Genomic DNA, 17,214 nt, shown 5'->3' with positions numbered 1-17,214 from the left:
TCTCAAGGTTTCTCTTGATCCCTCGGCCAACTCAAGCTGAAACAGGCCCCGCCCAGGTTGTTGCTCTTGCTGATCAACGCCCGCCCGCCGTGCCAATTGATAATCCTGCGCACAATCGAAAGCCCCAGGCCATGCCCACCCGACGCCCGGGTACGGCTGTCGTCCAGGCGCAGGAACGGGGTGAAGACCCGCTCCCAGGCATTTTCCGGCACGCCGGGGCCATCGTCTTCGACGTCGATGCGACAACGTACCTGGCCCACCTGATAACTGATCAACACCTGTGACTGCGCGTGACGCATGGCATTGCTCACCAGGTTTTGCAGGGCCCGGTGCAGGTAGCGCGGCTCGGCCTCGACCCAGGCGTCATCCAAGTGGGCCGATGACAGGCAAATCCCTCGCGCCACATTGATTGCCGGTCGCAGCGGCGCTAACTCACCAATGACCTGATCGAGCAAGGCATTGAGGTCGACCCGCTGGAAGTTCAGTGCCGGCGAACCCTGCTCCAGCCGCGCGTAGGTGAGCATCTCGTCCACCAGGCCATCGAGGTCCTGGATATCGCTGTCCATGCCTTCCATGTATTTACGCCGGGCTTCAGGGGTGGCGGCGTCGCCGATCATCTCCAGGCCAAAGCGCAGGCGCGCCACCGGGGTGCGCAGCTCGTGGGACACCGCGCGCACCAATTCGCGCTGGATCGCCTGCAACCGCTGCAGGTGCTCGGCCATGCCGTTGAAGGCCGCCGCCAGGCGCCCTACCGAGTCAGCACCGCGCGCCGGCACCCGCGCCTCCAGGTTGCCTTTGGCGATGCGCGTGGCGGCGGATTCAAGGCCGTGCAGGCGACGCTCCAGTTGCCGCACCAGCAGGTAGACAATCAAGCCGATCAGGGTCAGGCCGATCAGCGCAATCAATATCAGCCATTGCGCCGGATAAGGATTCATCTGGTACAGCGGGCCGATTTCCAGGACCCACGGCGTGCCAACCATGCCGGCAAACACGCGGATCGAATCACCCCCCTTGCCCAGCGCCATCACCGTATCGCCCTCCGCCACTCGGCGGCGCTGGTCTTCGTCCATATCGGCCTGGTCGAGGGTAATCAGGTGCAATTCGAAGCCAAAGCCCTTGGCGTCTTTAAGGTCCGCCAGGCGTTTTGGCTGCTCGGCCACCGGGTAGCGCACCAGTTCATCGGCCAGCAGGTAGATAGTCGCCCGGGCCAGCTGTTCGCTGATTTGCTGCACTTCCCCAGTGAGCAACAATTGCTCTTTTTCACTGACCAGTCGCAGGACCTTGGCGGCATGGGGTCCGGTCTGCTCTACCAACACCTGACCCCGTTGCAGGCGATTACGCTGGCCCAAGTCGAGCTGGGCATCGGCCACGGCCTGCAATTGCAGGGGTATCCCCAGCAAGCGCTCCCACACCGCCAGGGCTCGGCGGCGCTCGATGGCGCTCATCGGTTGCAAGCTGTCGCCCATCAGGGCAAAGGTGCCGTGGGCCAGGCGCTCGCGGTACTGGTCACTGCGCACCTCGTTGAGCAGGTGCAATGCCAGAACGCCGAGCAGCGCCACCAGGATCAGCGCCGCACACATGCCGCCGTAGATGCGCAGGAAGATCGAGTTCACGGCTGCAGGTCGGCAGCAGCTTCGGGGACGAACAAATAACCTTTGCTGCGGATGGTTTTGATCAGGCGTGGATGAATCGGGTCATCGCCGATTTTCGGACGTATCCGCGAGATGCGCACGTCGATGGAGCGGTCCTGACCGTCATAGCCGATACCGCGCAAGGCGGTGAAGATTTCTTCCCGAGACAGGATGCGCCCGGCATTGGCGACCAGCAGCCACAACAGGTCGAATTCGGCGCTGGTCAGCTCGATGCCACCGTCGTGCAGCCAAGCTTCGCGCAGGGCGTTGTCCACCACTAACGGGCCAAATTGCAGGCGTCGTTGTTTTTCGGGGATCGCCGGCTCGACGCTTTCGCTGCGCCGCAGCAAGGCCTGGATTCGCGCCAGCAACAGCCGCGGGCGCACCGGCTTGCAGACGTAGTCGTCAGCACCCATGTCCAGGCCCAGCACTTGGTCCATGTCGTCGGTGCGGGCGGTCAGCATCAGGATCACCCCATCGTAGCGCTCACGCACCTTGCGGCAGATGCTCAGGCCGTCTTCGCCGGGCAGCATCAGGTCGAGAATCACCAGGTCGGGCTGCTCGGCGATGATCCGTGCCGCCGCCAGGGCACCGTTACCTTCTATCGACACCCGCAGGCCGTTGCCTTCCAGATAATCACGGGTCAATTCAGCCAGACGCTGGTCGTCCTCGACAATCAATACCTGCCAGGCTTCATGCTCCACGGGTGACCTCTATTATCAGCTATTAAAAGAAGATGCCCCGCTCTTTTTGTCATGTTGCGGGTGCATAACACAGCGTGTATCCAAGCCGATTGTAGCAACGGGCCAGCCCTCGAACACAAGCCTGGAAATGCATTCGGTAATCGCGTTTTTTTGTGATAGGGTTCGCGCCCTCAAAAAACCAACCGGGTGTTTTCACCTTGGAATATTCGGTGACAAGCGGTGTAATGCCGCAGTACTGCGGCCTACACGGCGATTCGCTCTTTCATACACATTTTACCCACAACGTTATCCACAGGTAGTGCGTTGCTAAGCCCCCCAAAACGCATTATCTTGTAGCTCGTCGCCAAAAAAACCCTACATGTAGGGTTTTCGGCAAAAAGACCAAACACAAATCAGACAAGAAACTCAAGCCCTTTCTTGCTCCTGTTTGGTTGAACTTAAGACGTTTTCAGAAGACCAAACCGCGCACGCGGATGGCAGCCGTTTCAGCCCACACCGGGAGAAGCGGTACGGGTGTTGCAGTACGAAACTGTCACCCATCAGAAATACGGTTTAGAGCCAAGGCTCTGCACCGAAGACTTCGGCATGGAAGCGGCGCGATCAGCTCCCTTCCTCCTGTCCCGAAGTTGTTATGCCAGGCCCAGGCCTGCTGTAAGTGCTTCAGGACGGAACGGTGGGCACCGTGATGGTGCCCAAATAAATATAGAATGTGGAGACAACCCCCCATGCAAACCGACACAACTCGCGAGAACCCGCAGGGCTCCGTGCAGCAGGCCGCCGATTCGAATCTGGATCTGTCCGCCACCGCACCCGGCCAATTGCGCGTGATCAAGCGTAACGGCACTGTCGTTCCTTACACCGATGACAAAATCACCGTCGCCATCACCAAAGCGTTTCTCGCAGTTGAAGGCGGCACCGCTGCTGCCTCGTCGCGAATCCACGACACCGTTGCCCGCCTGACCGAACAAGTCACTGCAACCTTCAAGCGTCGCATGCCATCGGGCGGCACCATCCACATCGAAGAAATCCAGGACCAGGTCGAACTGGCCCTGATGCGTGCCGGCGAGCAGAAAGTGGCTCGCGACTACGTGATCTACCGCGACGGTCGCTCCAAGGAACGTGCGACCCGCGCTCCGACCGAGGAAGCGGTAAACGCTCACCCGTCGATCCGCATCACCCTCGCTGACGGTACCTTCGCGCCGCTGGACATGGGCCGCCTGAACACCATCGTCACCGAGGCCTGTGAAGGCCTGGAAGAAGTCGACGGCGACCTGATCCAGCGCGAAACCCTGAAGAACCTGTACGACGGCGTGGCCCTGAGCGACGTCAACACCGCCCTGGTGATGACTGCCCGTACCCTGGTCGAGCGTGAGCCGAACTACTCGTTCGTCACCGCCCGCCTGTTGATGGACACCCTGCGCGCCGAAGGCCTGAGCTTCCTGGAAGTCGCCGACAGCGCGACCCACCACGAAATGGTCGACCTGTACGCCAAGGCCCTGCCTTCGTACATCGCCAAGGGAATCAAATACGAATTGTTGAACCCGATCCTGGCCACCTTCGACCTGGAAAAACTCGGCAAGGCGATCAACCACGAGCGTGACCAGCAGTTCACCTACCTGGGCCTGCAAACCCTGTACGACCGTTACTTCATTCACAAGGACGGTATCCGCTTCGAACTGCCGCAGATCTTCTTCATGCGCGTAGCCATGGGCCTGGCGATCGAAGAGAAGAACAAGGAAGACCGTGCGATCGAGTTCTACAACCTGTTGTCGTCCTTCGACTACATGTCCTCGACGCCAACCCTGTTCAACGCCGGCACTCTGCGTCCACAGCTGTCGAGCTGCTACCTGACCACCGTGCCGGATGACCTCTCGGGCATCTACCACGCGATCCACGACAACGCCATGCTGTCCAAATTCGCAGGCGGCCTGGGCAACGACTGGACGCCAGTGCGCGCCTTGGGTTCGTACATCAAGGGCACCAACGGCAAGTCCCAGGGCGTCGTCCCGTTCCTCAAAGTCGTGAACGACACCGCCGTAGCGGTCAACCAGGGTGGCAAGCGCAAAGGCGCTGTCTGTGCCTACCTGGAAACCTGGCACATGGACATTGAAGAGTTCATCGAGCTGCGCAAGAACACCGGTGATGACCGTCGTCGTACCCACGACATGAACACCGCCAACTGGATCCCTGACCTGTTCATGAAGCGCGTTTTCGATGACGGCCAGTGGACCCTGTTCTCGCCGTCCGAAGTACCGGACCTGCACGACCTGACCGGCAAGGCCTTCGAAGAGCGTTACGAGTACTACGAAGCCCTGTCCCAGTACCCGGGCAAGATCAAGCTGTTCAAGACCATCCAGGCCAAAGACCTGTGGCGCAAAATGCTCTCCATGCTGTTTGAAACCGGCCACCCATGGCTGACCTTCAAAGACCCGTGCAACCTGCGCAGCCCGCAGCAGCACGTGGGCGTGGTCCACAGCTCGAACCTGTGCACCGAGATCACCTTGAACACCAACAAGGACGAGATCGCCGTTTGCAACCTGGGTTCGATCAACCTGCCGAACCACATCAAGGACGGCAAGCTGGACACCGCCAAGCTGGAACGCACCGTCAACACCGCAGTACGCATGCTCGATAACGTTATCGACATCAACTACTACTCGGTGCCACAGGCGCAGAACTCCAACTTCAAGCACCGTCCGGTCGGACTGGGCATCATGGGCTTCCAGGACGCTTTGTACCTGCAGCACATTCCTTACGGCTCCGACGCAGCCGTCGAGTTCGCCGACAAGTCCATGGAGGCGGTCAGCTACTACGCGATCCAGGCTTCCTGCGACCTGGCTGACGAGCGCGGCGCCTACGAGACGTTCCAGGGTTCGCTGTGGTCCAAAGGCATCCTGCCGCTGGATTCGCAACAGATCCTGATTGAGCAACGTGGCCAGAAGTACATCGACGTTGACCTGAACGAATCCCTGGACTGGGCGCCGGTACGTGCCCGTGTGCAGAAAGGCATTCGTAACTCCAACATCATGGCCATCGCACCGACCGCCACCATCGCCAACATCACTGGCGTGTCGCAGTCGATCGAACCGACTTACCAGAACCTGTATGTGAAATCGAACCTGTCGGGCGAATTCACCGTGATCAACCCGTACCTGGTTCGCGACCTGAAAGCCCGCGACCTGTGGGACTCGGTGATGATCAACGACCTCAAGTACTACGACGGTTCGGTGCAACAGATCGAGCGCATCCCGCAAGAACTCAAAGAGCTCTACGCGACTGCCTTCGAAGTGGACACCAAGTGGATCGTTGACGCCGCCAGCCGTCGCCAGAAGTGGATCGACCAGGCTCAGTCGCTGAACCTGTACATCGCCAGCGCTTCGGGCAAGAAGCTGGACGTGACCTACCGCATGGCTTGGTACCGTGGACTGAAAACCACTTACTACCTCCGTGCGCTGGCCGCGACCAGCACCGAGAAGTCGACCATCAATACCGGTAAGCTGAACGCAGTATCCAGCGGCAACCACGGTGATGATTCGGTTCTCGCGGCTCCGGCCGGCCCTGCACCAGTGCCAAAAGCCTGTGCGATTGACGAGCCGGATTGCGAAGCTTGCCAATAAGCTGAGCAGGTCCTGGGCTTAATCACCCAGGACTGAAAAGCCCCCGATAGACCCTGGCTGCAGTTGGGTTTATCGGGGGCTTTTTCATATGGGCTTCGCGGAGCAAATGACGTCCGCCAGGCCTGACTCAACACGCTTCCCCTCCAGTCAGTGCAGAGCAGCCTCGGCCACTCAAAACGAAAGGCAAGAAGCACCCCGTTTGACGAATAGCGCGCAAAAAAAGCCCCTCATTGAGGGGCTTTCGGTGCAGGCGCTAAATCGACAACATCAGGTCATCTGAATAATGGTCTGCATGATGGTGCTTTCGGTGGAGATGGTCTTGGAGTTCGCCTGGAAGTTGCTCTGAGCCTTGATAAGCTCCACCAACTCGCTGGTCAGGTTGACGTTGGAGTTCTCCAGGGAGTTGGCGATGATCGAACCCAAAGTGCCGGACTCTGGCGAGTCATAACCTGGCTGGCCGGACGCGAAGGTCTCCTTCCAGGTAGTGCCGCCGTTCGGCTGCAGACCCTGTTCATTGTTGAAGCTGGCCAAGGAGATCTGGCCGATCGCCTTGCTCTGCTCGTTACTGAACGTGGCAAACATGACGCCGCTGCTGTCGATTTTCAACCCAGTGATTTCGCCAGTAGCGTAACCATCAGTGACCGGCGGGTTGCGATAACTGGCAGAGTTGTACTGGGTGATACTGGCCATATTGATGGCAATACCGGTCGGGTTGGCCGCTGCGCCGTTATCTACCCACACGCCACCTTTCATGACGCCCGGTTTCCAGTCGGCAATCGTCAGGGTGGTATTGGAAACAATACTTGGCGGCGTAACGATGCCCTTGAGGGTACCGGCCGTGTCGAAGGTCACGGTCGACGCCACAGGCGCGACGGCACCGGCGCCACTGATAGGCGTACCGTTGGGGTTACGGCCGTCGATCAGGGTGTAGGACTTCCAGGTATTGGAGTCGGTCTTCACCATGTACTGCACCATAGGGTGCGAGTTGCCCTGGGTGTCGTACAACATGGTGGTGTACTGGGTGGTAAAGCTGCCCGATTTGGTCGGATCGAACGGGTTGAGCGCCTGGTCGATCACTGGCTCCGAGGACTTCAGGTTGCTGGTGGAGTCCACCTTGGTGGACGCCTTGGGTGACAGGTTCGACTGATCTATGCGCAGGTCTATCAGGCCACCCTTGATGATCTTGCCGTTTTCGTCTGCCGCGTAACCTTGCAGGCGCGAGGTGCCGGTGGAGTTGGTGACGTAGCCATCCTTGTCCGGTTTGAAAGTACCAGAGCGGGTGTATTCCAGGGAACCGTCGCTGCCCTTCTGCACGAAGAAGCCGCCGCCCTTGATCGCCATGTCCAGCAAACCACCGGTGCCGGTGATTTCGCCTTGGCTGAATTGCTGGGAAACCGCTGCCAGGCTCACACCGCTACCAATAGCGTTGTGGCCGCTGCCCAGTTTGGAGGCGGCGTAGACGTCGGCGAATTCAGCACGGGACGACTTGAAGCCGGTGGTCGCGACGTTGGCGATGTTGTTGCCAGTCACGTCCAGCTGTTTGTTGGCCGCATAGAGGCCGCTAAGGCCGATATTAAAAGACATGTTTCTCTCCTCTTGCCGTATTTAGGCGGCTCTATGTACCGATAGTCTGAATTTGCGACAGCTTGATGCTGCCCATGCCGCCAGAAAGATTGAGCAGCATTTCGCCGCCCGTCTGGCTCAAAGTCACGCTAGTGACCGTGGCTGGTAGTGAGGTCTTCAACGCTATCGCATCACCGGCATCGTTCTTGGTGGTGGCAGCGAAGGTGTAGTTGCCGGAGTCGACTTTCTCGCCGGCTTCGTTTTTGCCGTCCCAGATAAAGTCCGACTTGCCGGCTGCCTGAGCGCCCAAGTCGATGGTCTTGACCAGCTTGCCGTCCTTGTCAGAGACCTTGATGGTGACGTTGCCCACCGACGAGGTGACTGCCACGGAACCAGTGAAGCTCTTGCTGGTGTCGACCATGGCCTTGTCGGTCTCGATGATCACCGAACGACCCACCAGCGACGACGCTTGCAGCGCTTGCGACGACTTGTAGTTGCTGGAGATTGCATTCACCGAGTCGTTCAGGGTGTTGATGCCTTCCAGGCTGCTGAACTGCGCCAGTTGCGCGACAAACGCGCCGTTATCCTGGGGCGACAGCGGGTTCTGGTTTTTCAGCTGGGTGACCAGCAACTGCAGGAACGCATCCTTGCCCAGGGCCTGGCTGCCAGAAGCCTCTTTGGTAGCACCCGCCAGGCTATCCTGGTTGGCCGCGGCATCCTTGACCTTGTTGTTGAACAAGTCCTGGATCGTCGAGTTACTCGACACATCGTTGGTAACGGACATTCTTTGGCGCCCCTTATCACTGACCCAGGGTCAGGACCTTCTGCATCATGGTTTTGGCGGTGTTCATCATTTCCGCGTTGGTCTGGAACGAGCGACTGGCGGAAATCATGTCAGCCATTTCCTCGACCACATTAACGTTGGGGTAGAACACATAACCCTTGGCGTCGGCGGCAGGATGGTTCGGCTCGTAGCGCGCGTCGAGATTGCTCTGGTCTTCGACCACACCCAGCACCTGAACGCCCTGGCCCGCAGCATCCTGGTCCTGGAACAGCGAATCGCTGCCGCCACTCTGGCCGCCCTGGAACATGGTGGCGAACACCGGGTGACGGGCGCGGTAGGTCTGGTCAATGCTCGACGACACGGTCTCGGCGTTGGCGATGTTACTGGCGACGGTGTTCAGACGGGTGGTCTGGGCGCTCATGCCACTACCGGCAATATTGAAAACACTGGATAGAGACATGACTTACTCTCCGCGCAGGGCTGACATCAGCCCTTTGAATTTGCTGTTGAGCAGGGTGAAGCTGGCCTGAAAGTTCACCGAGTTCTCGGCGTAGCTCGATTGCTCCAACTGCGCGTCGACGGTGTTCTGGTCGATCGATGGCTGCATCGGCGTGCGGTACATCAGCGACTCGTCGCCATTGCCCATGCCTTGCGCTTCGATATGACGGTTATTGGTCATGTTCAAGGCGAAGGAGCCGTTCTTGGTCTTGTCCTGCTGTGCGGCGAGCACGGCGGAAAAGTCCAAGTCCCGAGCCTTGTAGTTCGGGGTGTCGGCGTTGGCGATGTTGTTAGCCAGGACTTCGGCACGCTGGGCGCGAAAGCCCAGGGCTTGTTCGTGGATACCGAGCGCTTTATCGAAGCTGATGCTCATGGCGGAAACCTTTAGGGGCTGACCTGCTTTTCGTAATCTGGATATAGCAAGTGGCATGCCAAGTCATCGAAGCCCTTTAAATCAAGGGCTTGCCGGGAGATTGCCGGTGGCAATGCCAGAAAAGCGGCAAGGGGTCTCCGCCAACCGCCAGTAAAGCGGCAATGAGCGTTGCCGCTTTGCGCCCATAAAAAACGGGAGGCCTTTGCAGGACCTCCCGTTTTTATGCGACGCATATCTATCACTTGGCCTGGTAAATAATCCCAGGACTGCACTGCACCATCTGGTAATGATCCGGCAACCCGTTCAACGCTTCAGAAGCGCCGAGAAACAGATACCCACCGCGTTTGAGCGTGCTGTGGATGCGTAACAGGATGTCCTTCTTCACTTCGGCCGAGAAGTAGATCAGTACGTTGCGGCAAAACACGATATCGAACTTACCCAGGCTAGCGTAGCTGTCCAGCAGGTTGAACGAACGAAACTCCACCCGGCTCTTGATTGGCGCCTTGACTGCCCAACGACCAGCGCCCTTGGGGTCGAAGAAACGCTGCAAGCGTTCCGGAGACAGGCCGCGCCCCAGGGCCAGGCTGTCGTACTCACCCGTCTTGCAGTTGGTGAGCATGGTGCCGGACAAGTCGGTGGCAACAATCTGCACCCCGGCCTTCAACTGGCCCAAATTGGTCCGCTCGAACTCGTCGATAGACATCGACAGCGAGTACGGTTCCTGCCCCGAAGAGCAGGCCGCCGACCAGATGCGCAGGCGCTGGCCGGGGCTGGCCTTGATCGATTCTGGCAGGACCTTGTTCTTGAGCACTTCAAAGGGATAGGTGTCACGAAACCACAGGGTTTCGTTGGTGGTCATGGCATCGACCACCATTTCCTTGAGCCCGCTGCGTGGCTGGCTCTGTATCCGCTGAACGAGTTCGCCGAGGGACTTGATCCCTTGCTGCTCCATCAGTTTATTGAGACGGCTTGATACCAGGTACTGCTTGTTTTCACCGAGCAATATGCCACAGGCTTTTTCCAGGAAGACCCGGAACTGTTCAAAATCCAAATTACCCGTAGACAATGGTACCGCCTCTTAAATCGTGTGACCGCCAGGGAAAAAGCCCCTAGCCGTGATCTGCTGCCTTGATCCGGTCGACTACCCGGGATGCCAGGTCATCAGGACGGAATTTGGCCAGGAAGTCATCGGCACCGACCTTCTTGACCATCGCCTGATTGAATACACCGGACAATGAAGTATGCAGGATGATATGTAATTTTTGCATGCGTGGATCGTTGCGTATCTCGGCCGTGAGGGTGTAACCGTCCATTTCCGGCATCTCGATGTCGGAAATCATCATCAAGAATTCTTCTTCCGGTTTCTTGCCTTCATCCACCAGTTTGCGCAGGTAATCCAGGGCCTGGCGGCCATCGTTGAGGGCCACCACTTCGACGCCAACGGTCTGCAGGCAACGGGAGACCTGCTTGCGCGCTACCGAGGAGTCATCCACCGTTAGCACCCGCAGGGAAATCGCCTTGTGCGCCGTCTCAGCGTCTACTACGCCCACCGAAATAGCTTCCGAAGTCGGCGCCACTTCCGCGAGGATTTTCTCCACGTCGATGATTTCCACCAACTGGTTGTCGACCCGCGTCACTGCCGTCAGGTAGTGATCGCGACCGGTGCCCTTGGGCGGCGGATGGATCTCTTCCCAGTTCATGTTGACGATGCGCTCCACCGAGCGCACCAGGAAACCCTGGGTCTTGGTGTTGTACTCGGTGATGATCACGAACGGACTCTCGCGATCCTGCAAGCCGGACGAGCCCGTAGCCATCGCCAAGTCAAGAATCGGAATGGTCGAGCCGCGAATGTTGGCCACGCCACACACCACAGGGCTGGACTTGGGCAATACGGTCAGCTTGGGACATTGCAGTACCTCCCGCACCTTGAAGACGTTGATGCCGTAAAGCTGTTTGCCATCCAAACGAAACAGCAGCAACTCAAGGCGATTCTGCCCTACCAGCTGCGTGCGCTGGTTCACTGAATCCATTACTCCCGCCATGCCCAGACTCCTACACTACAAAACCTACGGGTACGACGCGTACCCAACACTAAACGGCACGAGCTTTGCTTTTTTATTGGCCATGGACATCAAAACGACAGTTTCCCGACGCTTTCTCCCCCTGCCGTACTTTAAACAGTACCGCAGATTGCTCTGCGTCTTGCTAACGATGCTTGCCTTGGCTGCAGGCCAACAGGCCCGTGCCGACAACATCACCTTGCCTGATCTACTTATCGGCGTCACTCAAGGCTTTCTTGAGTTTACTGTAGAAGATTATCTGGCCACTACTCAGACACCAGGACGCTATGAAATCCAGGTCAACCAATTGGACCCACGCCTGCGCCTGCCCATGTGTGACAAGGAATTGACAGCCACCCTGGAAAGCCCCGCACAACCCATCGGCCGTGTGACCGTGCGCGTGCGCTGCGACGGCGCCTCGCCCTGGACAGTGTTCGTACCGGCTCAAGTCCGCCTGTTTCGCGAAGTGGTCGCCGTCACTCGCCCGCTGAAACGCACGGGCATTATCGGCTTTGAGGACGTTGCCCTACGCGAGCGGGACATCGGCCAGATCAGTCAGGGATACCTTACTTCCGTGGATCAAGCGATCGGGCAGAAACTTACCCGACCAATGGTCACAGATCAGGTCATCACCCTGGCTCACATGGAACAGGCGGAAGTCATACGCAAGGGTGATCAAGTGGTGATTTCCGCCAGCAGCGGCGGCCTGAATGTAAAAATGCCGGGAGAGGCTCTGTCCAATGGCGGCATGAGCGAACAGATTCGGGTCAAGAACCTCAACTCCAAGCGGGTGATCAGAGCGCGAGTGACTGCACCCGGCCAGGTCGAGGTAGCGTTATAGATCACTGGCGCGGGAGGCCAGCTTTTCCTACACTGTGCGCAAGACGTCATCACGTATAGGTTTATTGTCAATCGAGCCTAAAGTTTGTCCGGGTATGGCCGAAAACATGGCAAGCGTCCAAATACCCAGAGGTTTTCATGATGGTCATTGATTTCAGTCGATTAAATAACGCCCCCTCACAGCTCGTCAGCACCCGCGCCAACGGTGCCAAGGAAAGCGTTGAGGCCGGCAAGTCCCAGCCACTGCCCGTCAAGGCAGACCAGGCCGGCGCCAGCCAGAGCGGGGAATCGGTACATTTGAGCAATGAGGCTCAACAGTTGCAAAAGGTCACTGACTCGCTGCGCGATCAACCGGTTGTCAATAAAGCCCGTGTGGCCGAATTGAAACAGGCGATTGCCGATGGCAGCTACAAAGTCGACAGCAACCGTGTAGCCAGCAAACTGCTTAACTTCGAAGCCGAGCGCTAGGCAAAGGCCTGCGCCAGGCTTTTGGACGCTTAAAACCCAAGGCCAGCCATGCACGACGAAAATTTACTGCAACTGATCATTGAAGACCTGGCTCCAGCGCAGCATCTGCTTGGGCTGCTTCAGGAAGAGTCGATCGCCCTGCACGGCCGAGACATGCGCCTGCTGGAAGATATTCTGGCGCGCAAGCAATCGCTGATCATCCTGCTGGAACAGCATGGCAAGAAACGCAGCCAGATTCTTGTCAGCCTGGGACTGCCTGCCGATCACGACGGCCTGGAGCAACTGGCGAGCCACTCGTCGGTAGGCGACCAGTTACGGACCCAGAGCCAGGAGCTCAACCAGCTGCTGATCACTTGCCAGGAAGCCAACACGCTCAACGGCCAGTCGATCCAGCTTCAGCAAGCCACTACCGCCAACCAGCTGCGCATCCTTCACGGCGGAGAACCTCCGACGCTCTATAACGCCCAGGGCTCCACCTCGCGACTGGTCAAGCCCAGCACCATCAGCCAAGCCTGACGCCGGTTTACTGCGTGCCCTATCAAGGCGCGTAACATACTGGCAAAATGCCGGTTCTTGCGTGTAGTCGTATTTTGTCTGGAGATGGAAGAACCGTGTTCAACGCCCTCAACGCGGAAGATGCTCCGCAGCCACCCAAGGTCCTCACTACGCCTCTGGAAATTGCCGGCACCTTGCGGTTGCTGCAAGAGAGCCACGATCCTCTGATCATTACCTTCCATGAGCGCAACCAGCGCTTTCAAAGCTATCTGGTGGAAGTCGACCGGGACAGCAAGACGCTGAGCCTGGACGAAATGATCCCACGGGAAGGCGAACGCTACCTTGAGAATGGCGAAGCCTTCCGTATCGAAGGCTTCCACGACGGCGTGCGGGTGGCCTGGGAGAGTAACGGTAGTCTGACCATCAGCGAAAAGGACGGCCACCGCATCTATCGGGGCGGCATGCCTGACGAGGTGGTTTACCATCAGCGGCGCAACGCTTTTCGCGCAGCACTGAAATTGGCGCAACTGGTCAATGTCGACATGGGCGGAGAGAAACTCAAGTCGCCCATTGGCGGCAAACTGCTGGATATTTCCGCCACCGGTTGCAAGCTGCGCTTTGACGGTGATATCTCCCAGCGCCTGCAACTGGGCCAGGTCTACGATCGCTTTATTGCCGCCCTGCCCTTCGGCAACATGAGCACCGCCGTAGAACTGCGTTACCTGCACTTCGAGGAAAGGATCGACACCACCTTTGCCGGCGTGCGTTTTCACAACATGAGCGGGCTGGTGCAGCGCCAGGTTGAACGCTTTGTCTACCAGCTGCAGCGCGAGGCGCGGCGGTTTGACAAGGATGATGATCTTTAAGCGGTAACAATCTGCATAAAAAACGGGCAGCCCCTCATGGGACTGCCCGTTTTTTTGTTTCAGGGGCGCGCCCTGCTCAGGTCGTGGGGATGATCATCCGGGTCCGGAGGCTCTGGAGGCTCTTCTGCAGGCGCCTGCTCCACCGAATCAGGATCGGTTTCAGACTCTGGGTCCGGCTCGGGAACCGGCGTCTGCATCTGATCCTGAACCACCTGTTCATCCACCCGTGGGTCAAGGGCGGCCACCAGCGGCGAGCTGGACATGCTGTCAGGTACCGCCACGTGATGCAGCGGTGCATCGTCCACCTGGTGCAGATTGGTCACGGCTTTGGGACGGATGCGCCAAACCAGGATCACCGCGCATAAACTGAAAAATGCATAGAGCATCTGGCTACCAAACAGCTTCATCAGCACACCGGCCAGCAGCGGCCCGATACTGGCGCCGACGCCGTAAGTCACCAGCAGCATGGCTGTCAGCGATACGCGGCGATCCCCCTCAACGTGGTCATTGGAAAACGCCACCGCCAACGGGTAAAGGCAGAACTGCACCAGGGAGCAGAAGAACCCGACCACAAACAGCACTTCCAACGGCACCTGGGTCATGATCGCCAACGGCAGCGCCGTCACCGCAAGGCACAAGGCGAAGCAGCGGATCAACAGTGCCCGGTCATACCGATCCGAGAGCCAGCCCAAAGGCCACTGCACCACCAGCCCGGCGAAAATGCAGCTACCCATGAACAGACCAACCTGTTCGGTGCTCAGCCCTTGCTGAGAAGCGTAAAGCGGCGCCAGACCGTAGAACGAGCCAACAATCAACCCGGCGCCCAGCACGGTACTGAGGGACTGCGGTACTCGCTTGATAAAAAAGCGCGGCTCCATCGGCGCCGGATGCAACGGTGCCGGGTGAATACGTCGAGTCATCGCCACCGGCACCAGGCACAGGGCAAAGCACAGCGCAACCAGCATCAGCAGCTCAAGGCCCAACTGCGGATGCATGACCAGAATAAGCTGGCCCAATACCAGGCCCAGATAAGAAGCGATCATGTAGCCACTGAAGACCAAGCCCCGCTGCTTGGCGTCCGCCTGCTCGTTGAGCCAGCTCTCGATGACCATGTACTGGCACATCATGCCGAGGCCGACGATTATCCGCAGTACGATCCAGGCCGACAGCCAGTCGATCAAACCATGGCCGAGCACCGCCGCACCGACAATACCGGCGCAGGTGGCATAGGCGCGAATATGGCCGACTCGGGCTATCAAGCGGTGACCGATCTTGCCACCCAACACCAGACCAAAGTAGTTGGCAGCCATCAACGCACCGACCCACAGGCTGTCGACATTATCGGCTGCCAGGCGCAAAGCCAGGTACGTACTGAGCAGACCGGAACCGATCAGCATCATCAAAGAGGCGAAATAAAGGGCTCGAAAAGATTTCCAGATTTGGCGCATCGGCGTTCCGAGCGGCTCCTTGCAGTGGGTGTCAGGCTATCAGCATGATAGTCCGGCGGCGTCAGGTCCGGACAGCCAAAACGCGCTGTACCAGGGGATTATTTTCGTCAAGCCAATTGGCTACCTCTCAGACGCTCGACGACGGCATACAAGGTACAAGGCCGTGACAAAAACTCGCGCCCCAACCGCTCACTCCCCTGTGAACCTCAAACTCCGGCAAGGTTCGCAATACAATCAAAAAGACCTGCCCCCCCTCCAGACGCATCCCATCCTCTGCGGCCAACGCCAGCCCACAAAAAAGCCCCGCCAGAGTGTTCTGAACAGGGCTTTTGCGTATCGCGGCTCTTTTAAAGGAGCACAACTCTAATGTGGTGTCCCAGGGCCGGTTCGAACGGCCAACCTTCCCCTTAGGAGGGGGATGCTCTATCCAATTGAGCTACTGGGACAAATGACAACCATCGGACCGAAGGCACAGCGGCGGACGGCGTGCATGTTAACGGCCAAGGTGCGTTTTGTCATGTCGTCCGTAGGCTTTTTGAGTGTAGGCCGAGCCTTGCAATGCCTAGTCGTGTTTAGGGCAACAACCAAGGGCCATCTATTACTATCGTGCAAAATGCACTAACCCAAAATGCCATCATTGCAAATTGCAACAAGCCGGCCTGCCGATCAGTCTTTAAGACTTTGATTTAAAAAGGATTTAATCAAAATATAGACTGGCACGACACCTGCAATCCTTTATCCTACAAATTCAGTCTGGCCACGCCACCTGCGGAGAATATGCCCATGAACAGCACGCCTCTACTAGTAGCCCTCAATGCTGTGGCATTGGCCACGCTGGTGATGTTCCATTTTCAATCCGCTACCGGTGATGATGTGGCACAAGCCAGCCAAGCTGTTCCCCATCATTTGCAACACCAACAGCGTCCAAAGCTGGCGGTCATGACGGCCGATGCGCAATCGCCGATTCAACTGACCCAAGGCAACCAAGCCGCACACTCTTCTGAACACTGGGTTTTCTGAACCAAACACAGGAGTATTCAATGACCAAGTTTGCGTGGCTGTTCCTGACCCCGGCAGCCTGTTTGTGCTCCGAGCCCGGCTGTCCAGCCGCCCTACCTTACGTCGCCCTACCCTAGTAAATCGGCAGTTTGCCACTAGTCTTAAAGTTAAGGGCAAAAGGCCACACCACTAGAGGATGTGCGCCCAAAACCCTTTGCGCACTGGGTTTGCGGGTAGAACACTCGCATGGATGCCTTGCAGAAAAGTTTTCCAACCAGTCCGCAAATTTGAAAATGAGTGCTGGCATAAAGCCTGTAGCCAGTTCAATATTTGTCACAGAATTGACGCCAAGGAACTGGCAAGTTTGAGGCATGATGCGGCCTCTTTGCAATTCAGGTTGAACATTTGGCTGCAGACCTTGTCCTAACACACATCTTGCGGCCAATTCCAAAAACCGCTCCCCTGAACTAACCGGTTAAATATATGCGCCCATTGAAACAGGCAATTTATTCCAGCCGTACGGCTGACAAGTTCGTCGTACGTCTGCCAGACGGAATGCGGGAACGCATTGCTGAGGTGGCTCGCAATCATCACCGCAGCATGAACTCCGAAATCATCGCGCGCCTGGAACAGAGCCTTATTCAGGAAGGTGCGTTGGGTGAAGCGTTGAGCATGCGCCTGGACAGCCCTGAGCTGTCACTGCACGAACGCGAACTGCTGCAGCGTTTTCGTCAGCTCTCCCACCGCCAGCAAAACGCTCTTGTCTCACTTATTGCTCATGATGTTGAGGCAGCCGCCGAAGCCAACTGATTGGCGACTGAAAGCCGAAGCCAGCTGCATGCTGGCTTTTTTTTGCCTGTAATTTGGT

Annotated in this window: 16 protein-coding genes and 1 tRNA gene; 7 read left to right on the top strand and 10 right to left on the bottom strand. The window is 57.9% G+C overall.

The features are described 5' to 3' along the window. Positions 1-2 precede the first annotated feature (2 nt). The gene (locus tag ACZRKZ_RS02835) at positions 3-1,613 is read right to left on the bottom strand and encodes an ATP-binding protein (RefSeq protein ID WP_463980646.1); all 1,611 of its coding nucleotides are present in this window, start codon (positions 1,611-1,613) and stop codon (positions 3-5) included. After that, on the bottom strand, positions 1,610-2,335 hold the full coding sequence (locus tag ACZRKZ_RS02830; RefSeq protein ID WP_463980645.1) for a response regulator: 726 nt from the start codon (positions 2,333-2,335) through the stop codon (positions 1,610-1,612). The genes ACZRKZ_RS02835 and ACZRKZ_RS02830 overlap by 4 nt, the downstream gene beginning before the upstream one ends. Before the next feature lie 725 nt (positions 2,336-3,060). Between ACZRKZ_RS02830 and ACZRKZ_RS02825 the strand changes: the two genes are divergently transcribed. Then, entirely contained in the window at positions 3,061-5,952 is a 2,892-nt protein-coding gene (locus tag ACZRKZ_RS02825; protein ID WP_133099226.1) for a ribonucleoside-diphosphate reductase subunit alpha, read from the top strand. A gap of 267 nt (positions 5,953-6,219) precedes the next feature. On the opposite strand, the gene flgE is transcribed toward ACZRKZ_RS02825, so the two are convergent. The 6 genes from flgE to ACZRKZ_RS02795 form a co-directional block, all read right to left on the bottom strand. Next, positions 6,220-7,536 carry a flagellar hook protein FlgE gene (gene flgE, locus ACZRKZ_RS02820; protein ID WP_463980644.1) on the bottom strand — a complete coding sequence of 439 codons (1,317 nt, stop codon included), beginning with the start codon at positions 7,534-7,536 and terminating at the stop codon, positions 6,220-6,222. 31 nt (positions 7,537-7,567) lie between these two features. Beyond that, entirely contained in the window at positions 7,568-8,299 is a 732-nt protein-coding gene (gene flgD, locus ACZRKZ_RS02815; protein WP_463968366.1) for a flagellar hook assembly protein FlgD, read from the bottom strand. Positions 8,300-8,315: 16 nt separating this feature from the next. Next, positions 8,316-8,759: a flagellar basal body rod protein FlgC gene (gene flgC / locus ACZRKZ_RS02810; RefSeq protein WP_133099232.1), complete on the bottom strand. Its 444-nt coding sequence runs from the start codon at positions 8,757-8,759 to the stop codon at positions 8,316-8,318. 3 nt (positions 8,760-8,762) lie between these two features. Beyond that, positions 8,763-9,170, bottom strand: a complete 408-nt coding sequence (gene flgB, locus ACZRKZ_RS02805) for a flagellar basal body rod protein FlgB (protein WP_463980643.1) — start codon at positions 9,168-9,170, stop codon at positions 8,763-8,765. Positions 9,171-9,408: 238 nt separating this feature from the next. Beyond that, entirely contained in the window at positions 9,409-10,236 is an 828-nt protein-coding gene (gene cheR / locus ACZRKZ_RS02800) for a protein-glutamate O-methyltransferase CheR (RefSeq protein ID WP_463968364.1), read from the bottom strand. 43 nt (positions 10,237-10,279) lie between these two features. Continuing rightward, complete coding sequence (locus tag ACZRKZ_RS02795) at positions 10,280-11,212, bottom strand: chemotaxis protein CheV (RefSeq protein ID WP_463968363.1); 933 nt, start codon at positions 11,210-11,212, stop codon at positions 10,280-10,282. Between the two features lie 82 nt (positions 11,213-11,294). Between ACZRKZ_RS02795 and flgA the strand changes: the two genes are divergently transcribed. The 4 genes from flgA (at position 11,295) to ACZRKZ_RS02775 (ending at position 13,899) form a co-directional block, all read left to right on the top strand. After that, positions 11,295-12,071 (top strand): flagellar basal body P-ring formation chaperone FlgA, encoded by a 777-nt coding sequence (gene flgA, locus ACZRKZ_RS02790; RefSeq protein ID WP_463968362.1) that lies wholly within the window; start codon positions 11,295-11,297, stop codon positions 12,069-12,071. 140 nt (positions 12,072-12,211) lie between these two features. After that, the gene (gene flgM, locus ACZRKZ_RS02785) at positions 12,212-12,538 is read left to right on the top strand and encodes a flagellar biosynthesis anti-sigma factor FlgM (RefSeq protein WP_133099456.1); all 327 of its coding nucleotides are present in this window, start codon (positions 12,212-12,214) and stop codon (positions 12,536-12,538) included. 48 nt (positions 12,539-12,586) lie between these two features. Next, positions 12,587-13,054 carry a flagella synthesis protein FlgN gene (locus tag ACZRKZ_RS02780; protein WP_463968361.1) on the top strand — a complete coding sequence of 156 codons (468 nt, stop codon included), beginning with the start codon at positions 12,587-12,589 and terminating at the stop codon, positions 13,052-13,054. Positions 13,055-13,149: 95 nt separating this feature from the next. After that, the gene (locus ACZRKZ_RS02775; RefSeq protein WP_463968360.1) at positions 13,150-13,899 is read left to right on the top strand and encodes a flagellar brake protein; all 750 of its coding nucleotides are present in this window, start codon (positions 13,150-13,152) and stop codon (positions 13,897-13,899) included. 59 nt (positions 13,900-13,958) lie between these two features. Here the strand turns inward: ACZRKZ_RS02775 and ACZRKZ_RS02770 are convergent, their stop codons facing one another. Further along, complete coding sequence (locus tag ACZRKZ_RS02770; protein WP_463980642.1) at positions 13,959-15,347, bottom strand: MFS transporter; 1,389 nt, start codon at positions 15,345-15,347, stop codon at positions 13,959-13,961. 369 nt (positions 15,348-15,716) lie between these two features. After that, positions 15,717-15,793 (bottom strand) — tRNA-Arg (locus ACZRKZ_RS02765). A 337-nt stretch (positions 15,794-16,130) separates the two neighbouring features. Between ACZRKZ_RS02765 and ACZRKZ_RS02760 the strand changes: the two genes are divergently transcribed. Further along, on the top strand, positions 16,131-16,367 hold the full coding sequence (locus tag ACZRKZ_RS02760; protein ID WP_463980641.1) for a hypothetical protein: 237 nt from the start codon (positions 16,131-16,133) through the stop codon (positions 16,365-16,367). Between the two features lie 462 nt (positions 16,368-16,829). Continuing rightward, positions 16,830-17,156 (top strand): Arc family DNA-binding protein, encoded by a 327-nt coding sequence (locus ACZRKZ_RS02755; protein ID WP_133099243.1) that lies wholly within the window; start codon positions 16,830-16,832, stop codon positions 17,154-17,156. Positions 17,157-17,214 lie beyond the last annotated feature (58 nt).

The organism is Pseudomonas sp. c313 (assembly GCF_055407145.1).
This window is presented reverse-complemented; position numbering and strand designations above follow the sequence as displayed.